Annotated in this window: 19 protein-coding genes and 1 riboswitch; of the genes, 6 read left to right on the forward strand and 13 right to left on the reverse strand. The window is 33.5% G+C overall.

Annotated elements, in window-relative coordinates; translation table 11 throughout:
• Window position 1: 1 nt before the first annotated feature.
• A complete protein-coding gene (locus LO744_RS19025; protein ID WP_230669284.1) occupies window positions 2-355 on the reverse strand; it encodes an ISAon1 family transposase N-terminal region protein in 354 nt (117 codons plus the stop codon).
• Window positions 356-571: 216 nt separating this feature from the next.
• Here LO744_RS19025 and LO744_RS19030 point away from each other — a divergent pair, with 216 nt between their 5' ends.
• The 4 genes from LO744_RS19030 to LO744_RS19045 all read left to right on the forward strand — a co-directional run bounded on the left by LO744_RS19030 (window position 572) and on the right by LO744_RS19045 (window position 4,446).
• A complete protein-coding gene (locus tag LO744_RS19030) occupies window positions 572-1,162 on the forward strand; it encodes a helix-turn-helix domain-containing protein (protein ID WP_230672226.1) in 591 nt (196 codons plus the stop codon).
• A gap of 97 nt (window positions 1,163-1,259) precedes the next feature.
• Entirely contained in the window at window positions 1,260-2,456 is a 1,197-nt protein-coding gene (locus LO744_RS19035; RefSeq protein ID WP_230672228.1) for a multidrug effflux MFS transporter, read from the forward strand.
• A 79-nt stretch (window positions 2,457-2,535) separates the two neighbouring features.
• Window positions 2,536-3,192 carry a FadR/GntR family transcriptional regulator gene (locus LO744_RS19040; protein ID WP_230672231.1) on the forward strand — a complete coding sequence of 219 codons (657 nt, stop codon included), beginning with the start codon at window positions 2,536-2,538 and terminating at the stop codon, window positions 3,190-3,192.
• A gap of 48 nt (window positions 3,193-3,240) precedes the next feature.
• Entirely contained in the window at window positions 3,241-4,446 is a 1,206-nt protein-coding gene (locus LO744_RS19045; protein ID WP_230672233.1) for an MFS transporter, read from the forward strand.
• 112 nt (window positions 4,447-4,558) lie between these two features.
• On the opposite strand, the gene LO744_RS19050 is transcribed toward LO744_RS19045, so the two are convergent.
• The 12 genes from LO744_RS19050 to LO744_RS19105 all read right to left on the reverse strand — a co-directional run bounded on the left by LO744_RS19050 (window position 4,559) and on the right by LO744_RS19105 (window position 17,865).
• Window positions 4,559-5,500, reverse strand: a complete 942-nt coding sequence (locus tag LO744_RS19050; RefSeq protein WP_230672235.1) for a transporter — start codon at window positions 5,498-5,500, stop codon at window positions 4,559-4,561.
• A gap of 11 nt (window positions 5,501-5,511) precedes the next feature.
• Window positions 5,512-6,567: a cytochrome-c peroxidase gene (locus LO744_RS19055; RefSeq protein ID WP_394799527.1), complete on the reverse strand. Its 1,056-nt coding sequence runs from the start codon at window positions 6,565-6,567 to the stop codon at window positions 5,512-5,514.
• Entirely contained in the window at window positions 6,551-7,378 is an 828-nt protein-coding gene (locus LO744_RS19060; RefSeq protein WP_230672237.1) for an MbnP family protein, read from the reverse strand. The genes LO744_RS19055 and LO744_RS19060 overlap by 17 nt, the downstream gene beginning before the upstream one ends.
• 237 nt (window positions 7,379-7,615) lie before the next feature.
• Window positions 7,616-7,984 (reverse strand): hypothetical protein, encoded by a 369-nt coding sequence (locus LO744_RS19065; RefSeq protein WP_230672240.1) that lies wholly within the window; start codon window positions 7,982-7,984, stop codon window positions 7,616-7,618.
• Between the two features lie 4 nt (window positions 7,985-7,988).
• Complete coding sequence (locus LO744_RS19070; RefSeq protein WP_230672243.1) at window positions 7,989-8,663, reverse strand: superoxide dismutase; 675 nt, start codon at window positions 8,661-8,663, stop codon at window positions 7,989-7,991.
• A 117-nt stretch (window positions 8,664-8,780) separates the two neighbouring features.
• Complete coding sequence (locus tag LO744_RS19075) at window positions 8,781-9,464, reverse strand: SCO family protein (RefSeq protein WP_230672245.1); 684 nt, start codon at window positions 9,462-9,464, stop codon at window positions 8,781-8,783.
• Window positions 9,451-9,726 carry a YHS domain-containing protein gene (locus LO744_RS19080; protein WP_230672248.1) on the reverse strand — a complete coding sequence of 92 codons (276 nt, stop codon included), beginning with the start codon at window positions 9,724-9,726 and terminating at the stop codon, window positions 9,451-9,453. The genes LO744_RS19075 and LO744_RS19080 overlap by 14 nt, the downstream gene beginning before the upstream one ends.
• A gap of 213 nt (window positions 9,727-9,939) precedes the next feature.
• Window positions 9,940-10,302 (reverse strand): hypothetical protein, encoded by a 363-nt coding sequence (locus LO744_RS19085; protein WP_230672250.1) that lies wholly within the window; start codon window positions 10,300-10,302, stop codon window positions 9,940-9,942.
• 295 nt (window positions 10,303-10,597) lie between these two features.
• On the reverse strand, window positions 10,598-12,547 hold the full coding sequence (locus tag LO744_RS19090; RefSeq protein WP_230672252.1) for a heavy metal translocating P-type ATPase: 1,950 nt from the start codon (window positions 12,545-12,547) through the stop codon (window positions 10,598-10,600).
• Window positions 12,548-12,591: 44 nt separating this feature from the next.
• Window positions 12,592-13,011, reverse strand: coding sequence for a Fur family transcriptional regulator (locus LO744_RS19095; protein ID WP_230672255.1), 420 nt, complete (start codon window positions 13,009-13,011; stop codon window positions 12,592-12,594).
• A 338-nt stretch (window positions 13,012-13,349) separates the two neighbouring features.
• Window positions 13,350-14,843: a RagB/SusD family nutrient uptake outer membrane protein gene (locus LO744_RS19100; protein WP_230672258.1), complete on the reverse strand. Its 1,494-nt coding sequence runs from the start codon at window positions 14,841-14,843 to the stop codon at window positions 13,350-13,352.
• A gap of 103 nt (window positions 14,844-14,946) precedes the next feature.
• Complete coding sequence (locus LO744_RS19105; RefSeq protein WP_230672261.1) at window positions 14,947-17,865, reverse strand: SusC/RagA family TonB-linked outer membrane protein; 2,919 nt, start codon at window positions 17,863-17,865, stop codon at window positions 14,947-14,949.
• Between the two features lie 83 nt (window positions 17,866-17,948).
• Window positions 17,949-18,045: riboswitch (SAM riboswitch) on the reverse strand.
• A gap of 241 nt (window positions 18,046-18,286) precedes the next feature.
• Between LO744_RS19105 and LO744_RS19110 the strand changes: the two genes are divergently transcribed.
• Together LO744_RS19110 and LO744_RS19115 are read left to right on the forward strand one after the other, a co-directional pair.
• Complete coding sequence (locus tag LO744_RS19110) at window positions 18,287-18,694, forward strand: type II 3-dehydroquinate dehydratase (RefSeq protein ID WP_230672263.1); 408 nt, start codon at window positions 18,287-18,289, stop codon at window positions 18,692-18,694.
• A 167-nt stretch (window positions 18,695-18,861) separates the two neighbouring features.
• Window positions 18,862-19,335: a hypothetical protein gene (locus LO744_RS19115; protein WP_230672265.1), complete on the forward strand. Its 474-nt coding sequence runs from the start codon at window positions 18,862-18,864 to the stop codon at window positions 19,333-19,335.
• The last annotated feature ends 15 nt before the right edge of the window (window positions 19,336-19,350 follow it).

The following is a 19,350-nucleotide window of genomic DNA, read 5'->3' on the forward strand; positions in this document are numbered from 1 at the left end:
TTTAGCATCGGCAGATTTTTTTTAAGAACTCGGCAAAATCTTGTGTCATGCGTGTTCCTTGGGCAATAAGAGTCCAATCTCTTTGGAGAATATTCCCCGTTTTCGTGTCTGTCCACCTTCTTCGTTTGATGTGGAGTTTTACGGTTTTTCCACGAAGCGGAAAATCATCCACCGTAATTTCTTCTAAAAAACCTTTGGAATACAAGGTTAAAGAAGAAAACTCTTTTGGAATCCTACTTTTCTCTTCGAAATAAAGATGTAAAATTTTGTTTTCTTCTTCAAAATTTATAATATCGAAGTGCTCGATTAAATATTCTGGTAATAATAATTTGAGTAGCCCGGCATCGTTAATCATACCCCAAAATTAAGTATTTTTATTTTTCTCCCCAGGTTTTGGCATTGAGCCGAAAATGGGCATCCAGAGAATTTTGATGATGTTCACCGGCACAACTTTTTCGAAATTATTTGGTTTGAAAAAACAAACAACGAAAGTATTCTATATATAGATTTTGAAAAATTTTCAGTGACCTCCCAATCAATATGTATTTTGTTTCCTGGTCAAGTTTTTAAAATGAATTTAAATGGAGAGCAAGGACACGTTTTAGCAATCAGCAAAGAAATTTTCGAAGAGATATGTTCAACTGAATCACTACACGTAAAACCTATTTCACCTTTCATCATCAATCAAGAGAATATTAAAAATTGCCGATTATTAATTACTATTCTTCGAGAAGAATATCAAGGGAAATCGAGAAACAATTTTATCAAAGCAATTTTAAGAGCATTAATTTTATTACTTACTGAAAAACTGAATCTGCAAAAATCTAAAAACATAGATCTTCAAAGACTAGAGTTTCTTACAGATTTGATTAATGAAAACTACACTTCACAAAAAGACACCGATTTTTACGCAGAATCTTTGAACATTACAACCCATCATTTAAATTACATTGTCAGAAAACTGAGAGGAAGCACTGTCAAAAAATTAGTATTTCAAAGAATTATTCTTGAAGCGAAAAGAGAATTGTCTTATGGGCAAAAAAATATAAAAGAAATTGCCTATCAATTAGGGTTCACAGATTCATCTTATTTTTCCAGACTTTTTAAAAAGCAAACAGGAATTTCTCCAGAAATTTTTAAAACTGAAAATTCTGTTGGTTAGATTATTTTCAAAATGTTCAGTTTGTGCTTATTAATCTTCAGTTTTGGTCTTGAAAAATAAAGAGATTCTCATCAGCTTTGCATTTTAAATATTTCTTATGAGAAACTTCAGCATTGTTGTTTTTATATTAGCTTTACTCAACGCCTTAGAATCATTAAGCATAGACCTTTATTTGCCAGCTTTTCCGAGTATGGCAACAATTTTCAATACAGAAATTGGTAATATTCAGATTTCTATATCTACTTTTTTTGCAGGATTTGCGATAGGACAATTATTATGGGGACCATTATCTGACAAGAAAGGCAGAAAACCTATTTTATACGCTGGAGTTATTCTTTTCATTATCGCTACTACGGCAATAATTTTCACCAGCAATGTCTATATTTTATGGATACTTCGTTTTATTCAGGCATTTGGAGGAAGCGCCGGAATTGTTGTCGGAAGAGCTATTGTTACTGATTTGTATGACCGAAAAAAAGCAGTTTCCATCTTTTCTACGCAATCACAAATTAGCGGTATCGCTCCTATTTTAGCACCGATTATTGGTAGTTTGCTTTTAAAATTTTGGGGTTGGGAAAGTGCATTTGTCGTTCTCTCATTATTGGGTGCCATTTCATTGCTTTTAATTATTAAATATATCCCGGAGACCAATAAAAAAACAGCTAAAAATGAAAATATTGTTGAAGAAAATATTCTAAAATCACAAATAAAAAATATTCTGGGCAACAGAGAATTTATTAAAAATACTATTATTGGAAGTATAGCTTTTGCTTCATTGATTGTTTATATCTCAAATTCTCCTTTTTTATTCATGCAAATTCACGGATTTAGTTCTGAAAAATACAGTTTAATATTTGCTTTTAATTCTATTGCATTGATCCTTGCAGCTTATTCTACACCGAAGTTATTATTTCGTTTTGGCGAACATCAAATAATGTCTTTTGCAGTTATTCTACTTACCATCTCAACATCATTACACATCTTCGCATCCTATTTTCAATTGTCTGTCATCATAGAGATTATTTTTCTTTATTTATCTATTTTTTCAATTGGTTTATTATTCCCAATTACCACTGCAGGAGCTTTATCACCTTTCAAAGAAGGAAAAGGAGTTGCTTCAGCACTTCTTGGGTTTTTACAATTAATCACTACTTTCATTATATCTGCAATCGTTGGTTTATTAGAATCAGATTCGGCAATGCCGATGATTTTTGCACGCGCCTCTCTTTCTATTATAGCTGTATCTATCATTTATTTTGAATTTAAAAAGAGTAAAGTTCTTACTGAAAATTAAATTATTACGAAATTTTTTAGAATTTACAATTAAAAATAATTTACCTTTGTAACTCATCAGATGATATGATGTTTTAAATATGCAGATTCAAAGAAAAACTTTAGCGCAGGAAGTTGCAGAAAGATTAATCGAAGGAATATCCAACGATGAATATGCTATTGGCGAAAAACTTCCGATTGAATCTGAATTGATGAAAATCTATGGTGTCGGTCGCTCAAGTATACGAGAGGCGATAAAAATTTTATCTATTCAGGGAATTCTTAATGTGCAGCAAGGTGTGGGAACATTTGTAGTATCTAAAAACGCTCATGAGTCACTAGAATCACAGATGAATAAGGCACAAATTGAAGAAGTACAGGAAGTACGGTCGTTACTTGATTCAAAAATTGCAGCAAAAGCAGCGATAAACAGAACTGAAGAAGATTTAAAAATAATAAAAAAATACCTGACTCTCAGAAATCAATTTGCTGAGGAAAATTTAGCGACAGAATGTTATCAGGCGGATATCAATTTCCATTTAGCCATCGCCGAAGCTTGCGGAAACAATCTTTTAAAAGAAATCTATAAAATAGCAACCAAACACATTATGAGCTCTTTCGAAACAAGACATCATAATAACACCGAGTCATTTAAAATTTCTCAAAACATACATATTCTTCTTTATCAGTCTATTGAGAATAAAGATGCACAAGAAGCTTCTCTTATCGCTCAAAAAATTGTTGACCAGATTTATTAAAAAAATTTAACAAAATTCATCAGATGATATGATGAATAAAATAATATTATGGAAAATTTAAACCCTAAAACAATTGACACCACAAAAATTGTTTACCCAATCCTATTCATGATCAGCTTTTCTCATTTTTTGAATGATTTGATTCAATCGACTATTCCTTCACTCTATCCTATTTTGAAAGGAGAATTCAGTTTATCATTTGCACAAATTGGGATTATTACATTGGTATTTCAGCTTACCGCATCCATTTTGCAACCGTTTGTAGGAATTTATACTGATAAGAAACCTAACCCAAGGTCTTTAGCCATCGGAATGGGATTGTCAATGGCAGGATTGCTTTTGTTAGCAGCAGCCCATCAATATTATGTTATTCTAATTTCAGTGGCTTTAATTGGAATGGGTTCTTCTATTTTCCATCCTGAAGCATCAAGAGTAGCACAATTGGCTTCCGGCGGACAAAAAGGGTTAGCACAATCTATCTTTCAGGTTGGTGGAAATTCGGGAAGTGCAATCGGGCCGTTGTTGGTTGCTTTAATCGTTCTTCCATTAGGTCAAGGTTATGTAGGTTTATTTGCAATTGCCGCTTTCATCGGAATCATCGTATTATGGAGAATCGGGAATTGGTATGCTGAAAGATTATCGTTAAAAAAATCGGCTAAACACCCAAGCGACATTATTGAGATACAGCTTTCTCGTAAAAAAGTATTATTTTCTGTAAGTATTTTATTGGCTTTAGTATTTTCAAAATACATTTATCTTGCTTCAATGACCAATTATTTCACATTCTTTTTGATTGATAAATTCCATGTTTCGGTACAGGATTCTCAAATTTATTTATTCATATTTTTAGCAGCAGTTGCCGTAGGTACCATTTTAGGTGGAAAATTGGGTGATAAATACGGTAGAAAAAAAATCATTTGGATTTCTATTTTGGGAGCAGCACCATTCACGCTTTGCCTTCCCTATCTTCCATTATTCTGGACCATTATTTTTGCGGTATTAATAGGATTAATTATTGCCTCTGCATTTTCTGCGATATTAGTTTATGCTACAGACCTTATGCCCAATAAAATCGGTTTGGTTGCCGGATTATTCTTCGGATTTATGTTTGGAATGGGCGGAATAGGTTCTGCCATATTAGGAGCAGTTGCAGATGATACAAGTATAGAATATGTATTTAAAATCTGTGCTTTCTTACCTTTAATGGGAGTTATCACTGCATTTTTACCAAATATAAAAGGGAATAAAAAATAGTCCTCAACAAAAATGATGAGGACTATATAAAATTTAGGTAAATTAGAATTTTAGGTTTGAAAATAATTTATTGAAATGGTTTTCAATCTAAAATTCTAATTTTTTATTGATTTTAAATTCCAAAATTGATAAAAAAGCTGAACCTAGATTTTGCTTCAATGTCTCCTCCAGCCAAATTGGTATAAGTAGGCAGCATCAACTCTGTTCCCAAGCTAAACTTTTTGTAAGAAGCTTCAAAACCCAATTTTCCATACAAAGCACTGCCCGCTGTTTTCGGAATATTCTCTTTGTATTGTCGGTTTCTGTCATACATTTCCCCCTGAAAACCAGCTTTTGCGAAAATAATCGTTTTAGCGCTTTCCTCAATCTTGTAAAATCCTGTAGCCGAATAATTCCATTGATTGCCGAACTGATAATGTTTTTTGTTTTCAGTTTTAATCGTATAGTCGGTATTGAGAAGTACAGCCAGTTTATTTTTCTGAAATCTGTAATTCAAAACCGCCTGATAATCCCAACTTCCTGTTCCCAACTGAAAGCTAGGATTAACTCCCGAAATTCCTTTTTCATTAAATTTTCCTAGGGGAATTTTTACTCCTATTCCACCGTTCATCTGATGGCTTTTATTTTTTGAATTCAACAGTTGATACATTCCCATCAGATTAAAATCACCAATTCCGTTGATATTAATGTCGCCCTGTAACGTTTCCTTTTCGTGAAAATGGAAAGGTAAGCTTCCATAAACACTTAGTTTTTCCGTTAAAGGAATTTTCGCCCAAAGCTGAATGGTATTAAAATACTGGTCTTGAGTCAGGTCGTTTACAAACAAATTTTCTTTCGCTTTATAATGTTGCGCAAAATATTTAATCCCTATAAACTGAGGATTTAATAAAGACTCAAAACCGGAAGAACCATTTCCTGCAGCACATCCACACGCATCGCAATCATCAAAAATCATTTCATTAATATCATTTTGAATATATAAGCTGTCATTGATTGTCTTCGCTTGAAAATTATAAAACAAAATCAGACTTATCATAAAAATTATTTTCTTCATTTTAATAAAAATTATTCTGCAAATTTTGGATTAGTAATAAAATTTTTGTCGGATAAAGTCTTTAGAAAAGTCAAAATAAATTGTTTTTCCTGAGTATTCATCGCAATTCCAATATGATTATTCTGTTTCAATTGAGAATCAAGATTTGGATTATCTTCTACATTATCAGAATAAAAATTAAGTACTGCTTCCAATGTATAAAATCTTCCGTCGTGCATGTAAGGTGCTGTATATTCTACATTTCTTAAACTAGGAACTCTAAATTTCATCCAATCGTTTTGATTAAGCGTCACACGATGTCGCCCTGCATCTTTGAACTGAGTATTGTAATACATCCCTGTATTTCTAAAACTTTCGTCAGTAAACAGTTCGCCACTATGGCAGGAAGCACATTTCTGTTGAAACAAAGCCATTCCCTGAGATTCTTCTGTTGAGAAATTTGCATTTCCTTGTTTAAAACGGTCATATTTTGAATCTGCCGAAATTAAAGTTGCCATAAACTGCGACAATGCTTTCAAAACTCTTTCTCCGGTCATATTTTCATCTCCGTAAGCCTGTTTAAAAAGCGTCTTATACATCTCATTTTTACTAAGTTTTGAAATCGCTTCAGGCATCGAGCTATCCATTTCATTTACATCCGTCATGGGAATAATAGGTTGCTCATTCAGATTATGAATCACACCATCCCACATATACCGTTTCAGGAACGCCATATTCTGAATTGCAGGTGCATTTCTGATTCCGATTCTATCATCAATTCCGTGACTTACTGTATGACCGTGATGGGTAAATGCATTTTCCTGAATATGGCAAAATCCGCATGAGATTGTATTATTCCGCGATAATCGACCTTCATAAAATAATTTCCGCCCCAATTCCACTCCGTTTTTCGTAATCGGATTTTCATTTTTATCAAAAGTCAATTCTGGGAAATAAGAAGGAAACTGAAGATTGAGAGCTTCATCTTTTTCTAAAGGTGAAATTACCTCATCCGAACACGAAATAAAATTTAGACAAAAAATAACGAACAATCCAATTTTTAAAATCTGCTTAATCATTGTGAACATGGTCTACTTTAAACATTTTGGCTAAATTATTCGTCACATTCACCAAATGCTGATTAGAACCCATCGCCATATCATTAGTTGTAGAAAGACTTAGAGGAGTCACACCACTTAAATATTGATTCAAATCAGCCAAAATATGAATCGAAGGTTTTATGCTTGCAGAAACTCTCGCCGTTGTCGGAAAATCTAACATCACCTCACGATATAAATCCGGAGTATTGTTTGCGATGACATTTCCCATATTCCCGGTATGATTCATAAATTCTGTATTCGCAGAACTGGTTCCATATTTCCCTTCCAGTTTTACGAAAATATATCCTGCAGCCCAAGACCAAGTCATACTTTCCTGCTTAGCTTTTTCCCAGAATTCTGCCTGTCCGTTTTGTCCGAGTAAATATGCATTTTGGCTGATTCCTAATCCGAATTTTATTTTTTTATAATTGTTTTTCGGAACTCCATCTAAATCTACATACACAATTCCTGCGGCTGCATTTGCCTGATTAATGATGAAAGCACCTTTGTCCGGATTATTTTCATTGTATTTGAATTCTTTTCCGTTTTCATCGATTAAAGTGATGTTACTTATAATATATTTTAAAGTTGAAAACTGATGTTTTTGTCCGCTTGATGAAGTTTGAGTTGTTTGATTGAGAACAATATCTCCAAGATTATTAAACCCGTTTTCGAATTTGAGCTGAAGTTTTCCGGAAGTTTCATTGCTTGTATCTTCGTCATCATTGTTTCGACAAGATGTAAAAGTTAGAAAAGTAAAGGCAATAAGGAATAATGATAAAAATTTATAAATTTTCATTGTTGATTTTTTAAGTTTAAATTTTAGAATAGAAATTTTGCTGAATGGGAATCATTCAGTGACATTTAACCACAAAAGCTTTTATTAAAACACATTAGAATTTTAAAGTAAACTAATACTGTATAAAAAGAACACATAAGTTTTAAGAAAATCAAAGATTTTCTGTTATTGTAAACTTAAGCTATACTCTTAAGAATAAATGAAAAAGTCTTTTGTCGTTAAAATAAATATGAAAACTTAAAAAACCGGCGGTCTGAAAATAAATTTTAAAAACAGAAAAGAATAATCTGTTTTATAAAGAAAATTGGAATGAGAAAAGATTGACTTTTCTGTCGTTGAACAAGCAATTATTTCGGGAAGAACATAGATATCAAGCAGTTTTTGTCCCGAATTTTTTGTTTTGTGTAAAGGTGAAGAATCTGTATCCGCTGTTTTCGATAATTCTTTAGCTAAATAACATTTACCATTACAGTTGAGCGTCAAATTTTTCTTATTAACGCACAATTCTTCACTGATGTATTGATAATTTACAGCATATTCCACCAACGGAATCAGAGGCCTGAAAACCGTAAAAAAGGTGAGAAATATGCTGCAAATTAAATTCAAAAGATTATTTTTTGCTTAAAGCTTCATCATATCTTCTGCTGATTTCTTTCCAGTTGGTTACATTCCAGATTGCAGTTAAATAATCAGCTCTTTTGTTTTGATATTTTAAATAATAAGCATGCTCCCAAACATCAATTCCAAAAATTGGAGTTCCTTTTTCTTCTACAACATCCATCAAAGGATTATCTTGATTAGGCGTTGAAGAAACAAATAATTTTCCGTTTTTATCAACAGAAAGCCATGCCCAACCCGAACCGAAACGGTCTGCACCTGCTTTAGCCATTTTTTCTTTAAAAGCTTCCATACTTCCGAAAGTATCATTGATTGCTTTTGCCAATTTTGCAGACGGTTGTGTATTTTTCTGTGGTGTAAGAACTGTCCAGAATAACTCATGATTGTAATGTCCACCCGCATTGTTTCTTACTGCCATTGGTAAAGTTCCGGCTTTTGAAAGAATCTCAAATAAAGTTTGCTTCTCCTGTGGAGTTCCGGCAATCGCTTTATTTAAATTGGCAACATACGCTGCTGCATGTTTAGAATAATGAATTTCCATGGTTTGCGCATCAATATTACCTTCCAGTGCATTGTAAGCGTATGGCAAAGGAGTCTGCTTAAACTGTGCAAACGCAAATTGCGCCGCAAAAACTGCACTTAATGCAGCGATTTTAAAAATCTTCATAACTTTTTGTTTATATGGTTGAACATTTATTTCATTTTAGTTGAAAGCGGGGTGCTGGACAATGGAAGTTTTGTAGTTTGTTATTCGCTTCCAGGATTCGGCATCAAACATCCTGCCTTATTTCAATAATTTTTTGATATCTTCGATTAAAATTTCTCTGTCTGGATGAAATTTCCCGTTCAATTTAGGGATTTTTCCTTCGGCGTCTTCATAATTCAATCCTGAATAATAGAGAATAGGCATATTTTCTTTATTGTATCGGCATCTTATATTTCCTTCTTTATCAACTAATGCAATCATACCGCTGTGATTGAGGTTTTCACTTTCATCTTCTTTGTCTCCCACATAAATATCAAACTCGTCAGCAAGATTTCCGATGTAAGCTCGGTCACCTGTCAGAAAATGCCAGTTTGGAGATTTTGCGCCAATCTTATGAGCATGTTGTTTTAATAATTCTGGGGTATCGTTTTCAGGGTCGATACTTATTGAGATGATTCCAAAATCAGGGTTGTTGATTTCGTCTTCAATAAATCTCATATTGGTATTCATCACCGGACAAATCGTGGGACACTTGCTAAAGAAAAACTCCACTAAATATACTTTTCCAAGCATATCTTTATTGGTGATTTTCTTATTGTTTTGGTCCGTTAATTCAAAATCCGGAACTTTCATTACCGTATAAAGACTGCTTTTAAAATAGCTCATCCCAATACCAATTCCCAAAAACAACAAAGCGATTACCGCAATCGGAATAATGATTTTCTTTTTAGGGCTGCTTCCTGCCTTTTTATTTCTGGACATACTTCTCAGGATTTTTCTTAAATTCATCCTTGCAGTAGCTACTGCAAAAACCGTACGTTTTTCCTTTATAGACTGCCGTATCTTTCATATCATCTTCTGTTTTCATCTCACAAATAGGGTCGACAGCGTTCGCAAACTTCACTTTTTGAGTAGTTGTTTTTGCAGGAGTATTTTTCTTTTTATGCTTTACTTTCGGTGTTTCTTGTGCACAAGCCAATAATGAAACAGACAAAAAAGCCGTTAATAAAATCTTTGATTTCATTTTATTTAAATTGAAATTAATATTGCTGAATAAACTGAATTGAGGCTTTAAACTAAATTTTGATATAAATTTAAACCATTAAAATATTTAAATGGTGAAGATTATTTAGGAAAATCAAATAGATTTTTAAGCATTTTAAATGCAATATCACTGGTTTGAGTATTCTATAAACCTTCAGAAAAAATCTAACTAAGCATTTAGTTTAAAAGAAAATTAAACTAAAGGAGGATGGAATATTCGGGAGAAATACTCTGAAGAATATAAATGAATTCCGTTTAAAATTGGCTTTTCTGATTGTAAACCAGTGCTATTAAGAGTCGGAAATGAAAGAATCTCATGAGATAAAAAAACATCTAAACCTGCAATCTTAATATTTTGAGCATTATTAGATTGTTTTTCTGTTTTTGCCAATTCTTTTTTTACAAAACATTTTCCCTTACAGTCAGATTCTATAATCTTTCTGTTTTCACAAAGATTTTTCACGATGAAATCATAGTTGATTACATAATTTAACATTGGCAAAACTGGGCGAATTGCAATGGTAAAGACGATGAAAAAGGATAAGAAAAACTTCAAGTATCAAACTTTATTACAAATATAGCACAGAAAATCGAGTTGGATGTTAATTTATGATGAATGTCAGTTTTAGAATGGAAATTTTTAGCTCCGAAGATTTCACGGATTTGCGCAGATGTTTGTGTTGATATTTTTATGCTTTGTCTGCAAAATTTATGTGAAAATAAGTTTTGGCTAAAGCCGAATACACTCTAAATTGAAAGGCGGGCTAAAGCCCACCCCTATTGAATTTTGTAGCTGTATAATGCTTGCAGTCTGTTTGTAAACTTCAAGCACCTAGCTTCCATCATCCAGCCTAATTAAACTTCATCCTCTGAATTCTTACTGCATTTAAAATAGCCAATAATGCTACACCGACATCGGCAAAAACAGCTTCCCACATTGTTGCCAAACCTCCTGCTCCTAAAACCAAGACAATCGCTTTTACGGCAAATGCTAAAATAATATTCTGCCAAACTATTTTCTTAGTTTGTTTTCCTATGTTGATTGCCATTGGAATTTTACTCGGTTGGTCATCCTGGATTACTACATCGGCAGTTTCAATTGTGGCATCACTTCCCAAACCGCCCATTGCAATTCCCACATCGCTCAAAGCAACAACCGGCGCGTCGTTTACTCCGTCGCCTACAAAAGCAACCGTTTGATTTTTTGCTTTCAATTCTTTTACTTTATTCACTTTATCTTCGGGAAGCAAGTCTCCGAAAGCATTTTGAATTCCTAATTCATTCGCAACAAATTGTACCACCGAAGTTTTATCGCCACTTAGCATCGTAGTTTTCACATTTAATCCTCGTAATTTATCTATCGTTAAGTTCGCATCTTCTTTAATAGAATCTGCAATGGTAAGATATCCTACAAATTTTTTGTCGTACGCTACGGCAATCAAAGTATAAACAATGTTTTCAGTTTGTAAGTCGTAACTGATGTTGAATTTATCCATCAACTTAAAGTTTCCAACCAGCAATTCTTTTTCATTAATCGTTGCTTTTAAACCGTGTCCGGCAATCTCTTCTACGTTTTCTAATTGAATAGAATGGTCTATTTCACCCACAAACTGATGAATCGCAGTAGCAACAGGATGTGTACTCTGACTTTCGAGCACATTGACCTGTTTTAAAATTTCTTCTTTATTAAATTCATTCCCAAAATTTACTTCCTGAACTTTAAAAACACCTTCCGTCATCGTTCCAGTTTTATCCATCACTACATTTTGAATATTGGCAAGAACATCTAAAAAGTTGCTTCCTTTAAACAGAATTCCATTTCTGCTTCCAGCTCCAATTCCTCCAAAATATCCCAATGGAATAGAAATTACCAAAGCACATGGACATGAGATTACCAGAAAGACCAAAGCTTTGTACAGCCAAGCTTTAAACTGATAATCGTCAACGAAAAAGTAAGGCAACAAGGTAATTCCTATCGCAAGAAACACTACAATCGGTGTATAAATTTTAGCAAATTTTCTGATGAACAACTCAGTCGGAGCCTTTTGTGAGGTGGCATTCTGAACCATCTCCAGAATTTTGCTGAGTTTACTATCCTGATAAGCAGTGGTCACTTTTACCTGACTTACGGTATTTAAATTAATCATTCCTGCCAAAACCGTTTCACCTTTAGACTTAGTATCAGGTTTACTTTCACCAGTGAGCGCAGAAGTATTAAAAGAAGCTTTTTCTGAAAGCAACTCTCCATCTAAACCCAATTTTTCCCCAGATTTCAACTGAATGATATCGTTGATATTTACTTTTTCAGCCTTTACTACTTTGGGAATTCCATTTTCTAAAATAGTTACCTCATCAGGACGCTGATCGAGAAGAGATTTAATATTAGATTTAGCTTTGGTTACTGCCATTCCCTGAAAAACTTCGCCTACAGAATAAAATAACATTACGGCAACCCCTTCAGGATATTCTCCTATAGCAAAAGCTCCAATCGTAGCAATTCCCATCAGGAAAAACTCAGAAAAAACATCCCCATTTGTAATGCTTTCAAAGGCTTCTTTTAAAACAGGAATTCCCACAGGAATGTACGCTATCAAATACCAAACGAGGCGAATCCAGCCATTAAACCATGTATTTTCAACGAAATTATCAAACGTAATTCCTATCAAAAGCAACACAAATGATATGATTGCGGGTAAAAAAAGCTGAAGCGTTGATTTATCTTGAACTTCGTGAGAATGATCATGGTCGTGACCTTCGTGGCTATGTTCTTTTTTAGGTTTTGTACTGCAACATTCTTCCATAATAAATGATTTTAAACAAATGTAGTGCCTATGTAAATGCAATGCTATTGCAAACTTTGGAGACAGTTTTCGCAAATACCTTTGGCAAAAAGCCGTATTTCATCAATCCTGAAATTGGTTTTCATGCTTTCGGGAAAAGAAATATCTTCTTTGCAGGTCGTTTGCTTACAGATTTTACAATAGAAATGGAGATGCCAATCTTTATGTGTTTTTTCGTCACAATCGTCATGGCAAAGTTTATATTTTGTCGTTGTATTTTCCTGAATGCTGTGAACGATACCTTTTTCTTCAAAAGTTTTTAAAGTTCTGTAAATTGTTGTGCGATCCGCATTTTCAAAATAATTTTCGATTTCAGATAAAGACAAAGCGGTCTCTTGGGTACTTAAAAAATCATACACCAAAATCCTCATACTTGTAGGTTTGGTATTTTTGTCGATGAGTTTATTTTCGATTTCCTGCTTCATAATAATTGAGCTTTCATTGGTGAGAGTCTTTCAAAGTTAGCCTTTTAGAATATATTTTAACCTGTTGTGCATTTAAATTTTGTATTTCATAAATAAGTGTTAACCCCTTTGTTTAAATTAAAAATACAGAAAATTATGTGAAAAATATTTGTTGGGCATTGTGATCATTTTTTAATCGCAATGATAAACAAAGAAAAATACCAAAAAGCTTTATCATTTTAAGATAAACAAAGGCACTTCGTTTTAGCAAGGAAATACAAGCAATTAATTTTCAATATTTTAAATTTAAAAAAAGAGCCTTTGCATTTCTACAAAGACTCTTAAAAATAAAATCAAAACTATAAATTTGGATTGTTCTCAATTTCTTTCTGCGGAATTGAAAACAAATAATATCTGCTGTTGGGTGTAAAAGCCGACTGATCAGGAAAAGCAAATATAGAATGACCTCTTCCATTCACCGTTTTCACCGTACCACTTGGAGTGGTAACCTGTACCTGAATCGGTTGTCCGCTTGTGTTTACATAGGCTTTTCTTTCTACCTTTCCTTGGGTTCTGATAATATCTGCCAAAGAAAACCCTTCTCCAAAGAGTTCTTTTCTTCTTTCAATCAAAACTTCTTTAATGACATCATTTTGTGCTAGAGAACCAGTATAAACATTCGCATTTCTGATTGTTTTTAATTGATTTAAAACTGCGATGGCATTCGTAACATTTCCGTTTCTTGCTTCAGCTTCAGCTTCAATTAAATACATTTCAGCAGCTCTCATGAAAACGATATCGGCAATTAAATTAGCTTTAAATTTAAATTTAGCATATCTCAGAAGCCCTTCTCTTCCAGGCAAGCCATCCCAAGAAAATAAAGAATATCGAATATCATTGGTATCAAACAAATCTTTAAAATAAGGATCAGCCATAAAACTGTAATAATAACTTCCCGAAGATGAAACATCTAAAAAGTGAAATGCATAGCTTTCACCAGACTGCTCCTGAGTTTGTGCATGCCCCCAAATCCATTCGCCGTTGGTAATATCATTGAAGCCTTCTTTATATTTCTCGGCATTCATCAGAGGAAATCCTGTCTTGGCAATTTGTGCAGAAGCAATCGCTTTTGTCCATTCTCCTGTATTCAGATAAACTCTTGCCAAAAGTCCGTTAACTACAGAACGGTCTATTTTATCTTTATTGTTTCTTGTGTAATTTTGAAGTAATTGGTTGGCATCGGTTAAATCACTTTTAATTAAGGTATAGATTTCTTCAAGACTTGCTTTTTTCTTTCCTACAGAATTGGTGGTGGCTGGCTCTGTATAAATTGGAGCCGTTAATGCATTTTTATCTTTTATATAACTGAACTGATAAAAACTCGCAAGATTCCAATAACAAAAAGCACGTAATGCTTTTGCCTGACCTTTCACCTGATTTTTCTTTTCCTGAGTACCTTCTGCGGCATCAATTCTGGCAATTACATTATTCATGTTATTGATAACAGAATATAGAGAAGTCCAGATATAAAGCGATCTTCCGCCGGTATTATTCACCAAATCGGTGAATGCATAGGCAGATGGAAAACCATATTTATTGGTTAAAACCGCAACATCACTTCCCATTGCATCACTGGTTCTTAAAACCGTTGAATACCCTATATTAGCATAGGTTGTTCCATCGTCATTAAATTTTGCCCAAGTTCCGTTGATTACTGTTTCTGCACTTTCAGCAGTTTTGAAAATTTCAGCTTCGTCTGCCTGATTGGTAGGAGCTGTTTCTAAATCGTTCTCACAACTTGCCAGAGAAATCGAAGCAATTAAAGCAAAAGATATGTATATTAATTTTTTCATATGTAGATTTTATTTTTTTTAAAGGTCATATGGAATCGTCTCATCTTCATGTATGTTTCTGTTTCCAAATCATAGCGATTTCATTTTTTAAATTTTAAATATGTTAAAGCGTAGCCTGCAAACCAAACGTTACTGTTCTCATTGCCGGATATCTGTAGTAAGTTGTTCCGTCTAACGTCTGCTCTGGATCCATTCCTTTATGCTTGTAGAATGTGAAAAGATTTTCTGCCTGAACATAGATTCTTAATCTTTTCAATCCAATTCTTTCAAAATAATCAGACGGAAGCGTGTATCCTAAGCTTACATTTTTAATTCTTGCATACGTTCCTGAATATAAAAATCTTGACGAAGAGGAAGTCCAGTTATTGGTTGTTGTACTTAAAGCAGGAACATCTGTACTGGTATTTTCAGGAGTCCATCGGTTTAACATTTCAGAGCTCCAAGCTCTTCCTGCCGCGCTACCGTTATGCATTAACATCGTATAATCGTTATCGAGAATCTTTCCGCCCAAACTGAAAGTTAATAATCCTGAAAAATCAAAATCTTTGTATCTGATACTTGTTGTAAGACCGCCCATTACTTTAGGCAAAGAAGAACCCTGTAAAGTTTTTGTAGCTTTTGCATACTCAGAAGTCATTCCTTCTATTGTATTTCCGTTTGCATCTGTTATAATTGTTTTCCAAAGTGGATTTCCGTTGCTAGGGTCAACTCCCATCCATTCAGGAATAAAGAAATCATAAATAGAACCACCCACCTGTAGAAGTTTTGTTCCGCTCACAATAGAACCTTTCGGAAGTTTCGTGATTTCATTTTTTAAAGTACTCAGATTCACATCAACATTCCATTCGAAATCATCTGTTTTAACAGGAGTTGTCAATAGAGAAAATTCAAAACCTTTGTTTTTTAATTCGCCTATATTTGCTTGATATCCAATAAATCCAACGGACGGCGCCAAAGGCATATCAAACAAAAGATCTTTACTTTGACGTTGGAAATATTCTACATTTCCTTTAATTCTGTTTTTCAGAATGGCAAATTCTAATCCTACATTTAAATTCAGATTGGTTTCCCATTTCAAATTGCGCGTTGGCAATCTATTTGCAACCGTCCCTGGCTCACCTAAATTGTTTAAAAAAACATACAAACTCTGGTAAGCATAATATGTGCTCAATTTATCATTTCCTTGACCACCATAACTTGCACGAAGCGTTAACTGATTGAAAATGTTTAAATCTTTAATAAAACTTTCGTTCGATGCCTTCCATGATCCACCCACTGACCAGAAAGTTCCCCATCTGTTTTCGGGTGAAAATCTTGAAGAAGCATCTGCTCTTACCGATCCGGAAACGAAGTATTTATTTTTAAAATCATACTCTGCTTTTCCTAAATAACTTAAAAGTCCTAATTTGTCGCTATTTCCGCTAAATCCACTCAACAAAGCTGCTGCATCTGGCTCATAATAATACGGAAGTGAAAACTGACTTCTGCTTCCTGATATCGTTTGAAACTCGTAATGATAAAATTCCTGCCCCGCTAAAATATTAAAGTGATGCTGATTAAATTTTTTATCATAAGTCAGAATATTACTGGTCGTATAAGACAACGTTCTGGAATTTGTTTTTGTTACCGAACCACCAATTTCACTTCCCTGCCCGATTAAAGGATTTGAATAAAAATGACCGTTGTAATTAACCAAATCAACAGAAAAACTAGATTTAAACTTCAATTCCGGCAAGAAAGTAAAGTCTAAAAATCCTTTTCCGGAAAAATTATCTTCCCTATTTTCATTTTTATCTAAAGGTAACGTCGCTGCTGCATTTTGATTCTGCAAAGCACTTGTAGGGCGGTATTTTCCGAAATCATAAATATAATTTCCATTAGCATCTAATCGGTGACTTCCATCTGCATTTCGTTCATAATAAGGATAAAAAGAAGGGATTACTCTTGCCGCATTAATGATATTATCTGTTCTGGAATCTGATGAAGGTGGCGCTTCCTGAAGACTGTTGGTATAACTTAAATTAGCCCCAACATTTAACCATTTTTTGACTTCAGAATTTATTTTAAGTCTTGTACTGTATTTTGTAAAACCCGATCCAATAGCAATTCCTTTATCATCAAGATATCCTAGTGAGAAGTAATAATTGCTTTTTTCGTTTCCTCCGCTAAAATCTAAATCTACCTGACTTCTTGCAGCAACTCTCTGAAGAATATCTCTCCAGTCGTCGTTCCATAAAGCAGTAGCTCCAGAAACTAGTTTTCCATCTGTTCCAACTGGTTTTGCATAATTTGATCCATATGGATTAATCCCTAAACCATTACTCCCTGAAACCAAAGCATCACTCGCCATTTGTGCCGCTTGCTGCGAAGTGACCTGACTCGATTTGTAACCATTTCTCAAAGCTTCCCAGTACAACTGAAAATACTGGTCTGTATTTACCTGCTCGTAATCCTTAACCGCTCTGGTAGAAAAACCCTGACTGATATTGAAATTTACTTTAGCCTCACCCTTTTTTCCGGATTTTGTTGTAATAATAATTACTCCATTGGCTCCTCTTGAACCATAAAGTGAGCTCGCTGTAGCATCTTTCAAAACACTAATCGATTCAATATCATTGGGGCTTATCGAATTGATGTTTCCATCAAAAGGAATTCCGTCTACCACAAACAAAGGATTACTAGAAGCACTTATCGAGCCTATCCCACGAATACGGATAGAAGCTGTAGAACCCGGCTGTCCCGAAGCACTTACCGCCTGAAGCCCCGGAACCTGCCCTTCCAAAGCTTTGGTAATATTGGTAACCGGTCTGTTATTTATCTTCTCACTAGAAATAGTTGCTATAGAACCTGTATAGCTTGTTTTTTTTGCTTTTCCGTAAGCCACCACTACGACTTCGTCTATATCCTGTTCGCGCAGTGTATCTTTTTTTGTTTTCTGCCCATTAATGTTGACTATTCCTAAGAAGAATACAGCAACAGATGGAATCCAAGCTTTAGAGTTAATTAAATTTTTGTTAATCATAATTCATTTCATTTATCAATTTTAAAAAAATAACCCTTTATAGAAAAGACAACAAAGAGCATCGATAAACACGATGAACCAATTGCTTATTTTTCCTTTAAAGGCTGAATGTAACACCTTGCCAAAAGCAGGTTGTTAAGATTTCACAGGGTCAGTTCCCTCCATCTTTCTTTATAAGCCGATCGAAATACGTTTGCAAATCTAAAAACAATTAGTCCACAAAACAAGTAGACTTTAAGTTTTCAATTTAAAATTTAATAAAATTTAACGTAATTAAATCTTAAAAACCACTAAAATAGATAGTTGAAAAAATTATGAAATCACCAAACATGAGAAATATCATTAAAAATAATGTAATCCTTAAAAAGGAATTAAAATAGAAAATATTCAGACTTATTAAAAAAGTTTTTAAATTTATAGTATGAAAGTTTTAATTGTAAATGGCCCTAATCTTAATCTATTAGGCACAAGAGAACCCGAAATTTACGGAAGTGTTTCAATGGAAGATTATTTAGAAAAACTAAAATCTGAATTTACTTCTCACGAATTGAATTATTACCAATCAAATATTGAAGGTGAGCTGATTAACAGACTTCAGGTAGATGATTTTGATGCAGTCGTTATTAATCCGGGAGCTTTTACTCATTACTCTTATGCAATTGCAGACTGTTTAAAGAATATTCAAAAGCCAAAAATTGAAGTTCACATCAGCAATATTTACAAAAGAGAAGAATTCCGTCAGAAATCTGTGACTGCGGCAAATACGGATGCCGTTTTGTCTGGTTTTGGAATGGAAGGATATCGATTAGCGATATTGAGTTTGAAGTAATTTGCTTTTGTTTGCCACAAATGATACTCTTACTATTAAATTAAATTCGATTGCTTTTTAAAACTTTGTCAAGGTTTTCAAATCAATGTTTTGGAAAACCGTGTCAAGGTTTAGAACCTTGACACGGTTGATTGCCAAAACTTCAACAATAATTACAAAACATCAGATTGAAAAAAAACATCTTCAAGTATATTTTTATTGTAGTGCTTATTCTTGGAATTATCACACCCTACATTGACTACTTTGTTGTAGTGCAAATGTTCTTCTTACTAATTCCTTTCATAGGTATATTAGCATATTCTTTAATACTTTTTATTTTTAATTCTATTAAATATAAAAAGAGAGTGTTTAAACTTACATCAACAAAAATCATTATTTTGCTACCTCTTTTTTTGTTTACTCAAATAATTTCTATGTTTATCGTTGATAAGGTTCAGAGATTCAGGTCAGAACAAATCATCTTTACTCTCAAAAACAATAGTAAAATTCACCCTAAGGAAATGCCAACAACTTATGGAATAAAATATAATAAATTTACATATTCGAACAATTTTAATATTGAATATAAAAGAGGTTTTTTTGTTAGAGAAATTTATAATAGTGAAAGTAAAACTTGGAAAAGTTATGGTTGGCGAGATTAATTTCACCCAATAAAA

It is taken from the genome of Chryseobacterium turcicum (genome assembly GCF_021010565.1).
In the GTDB taxonomy this organism is placed as follows: Bacteria; Bacteroidota; Bacteroidia; order Flavobacteriales; family Weeksellaceae; genus Chryseobacterium; species Chryseobacterium turcicum.

Coding starts and splice junctions, on each gene's coding strand:
- LO744_RS19045 (WP_230672233.1), top strand. CDS start 3,241: ATGGAAAATTTAAACCCTAAAACAATTGACACCACAAAAATTGTTTAC.
- LO744_RS19060 (WP_230672237.1), bottom strand. CDS start 7,378: ATGAAAATTTATAAATTTTTATCATTATTCCTTATTGCCTTTACTTTT.
- LO744_RS19110 (WP_230672263.1), top strand. CDS start 18,287: ATGAAAGTTTTAATTGTAAATGGCCCTAATCTTAATCTATTAGGCACA.
- LO744_RS19050 (WP_230672235.1), bottom strand. CDS start 5,500: ATGAAGAAAATAATTTTTATGATAAGTCTGATTTTGTTTTATAATTTT.
- LO744_RS19095 (WP_230672255.1), bottom strand. CDS start 13,011: ATGAAGCAGGAAATCGAAAATAAACTCATCGACAAAAATACCAAACCT.
- LO744_RS19055 (WP_394799527.1), bottom strand. CDS start 6,567: ATGTTCACAATGATTAAGCAGATTTTAAAAATTGGATTGTTCGTTATT.
- LO744_RS19105 (WP_230672261.1), bottom strand. CDS start 17,865: ATGATTAACAAAAATTTAATTAACTCTAAAGCTTGGATTCCATCTGTT.
- LO744_RS19040 (WP_230672231.1), top strand. CDS start 2,536: ATGCAGATTCAAAGAAAAACTTTAGCGCAGGAAGTTGCAGAAAGATTA.
- LO744_RS19035 (WP_230672228.1), top strand. CDS start 1,260: ATGAGAAACTTCAGCATTGTTGTTTTTATATTAGCTTTACTCAACGCC.
- LO744_RS19025 (WP_230669284.1), bottom strand. CDS start 355: ATGATTAACGATGCCGGGCTACTCAAATTATTATTACCAGAATATTTA.
- LO744_RS19080 (WP_230672248.1), bottom strand. CDS start 9,726: ATGAAATCAAAGATTTTATTAACGGCTTTTTTGTCTGTTTCATTATTG.
- LO744_RS19030 (WP_230672226.1), top strand. CDS start 572: ATGAATTTAAATGGAGAGCAAGGACACGTTTTAGCAATCAGCAAAGAA.
- LO744_RS19075 (WP_230672245.1), bottom strand. CDS start 9,464: ATGTCCAGAAATAAAAAGGCAGGAAGCAGCCCTAAAAAGAAAATCATT.
- LO744_RS19100 (WP_230672258.1), bottom strand. CDS start 14,843: ATGAAAAAATTAATATACATATCTTTTGCTTTAATTGCTTCGATTTCT.
- LO744_RS19070 (WP_230672243.1), bottom strand. CDS start 8,663: ATGAAGATTTTTAAAATCGCTGCATTAAGTGCAGTTTTTGCGGCGCAA.
- LO744_RS19090 (WP_230672252.1), bottom strand. CDS start 12,547: ATGGAAGAATGTTGCAGTACAAAACCTAAAAAAGAACATAGCCACGAA.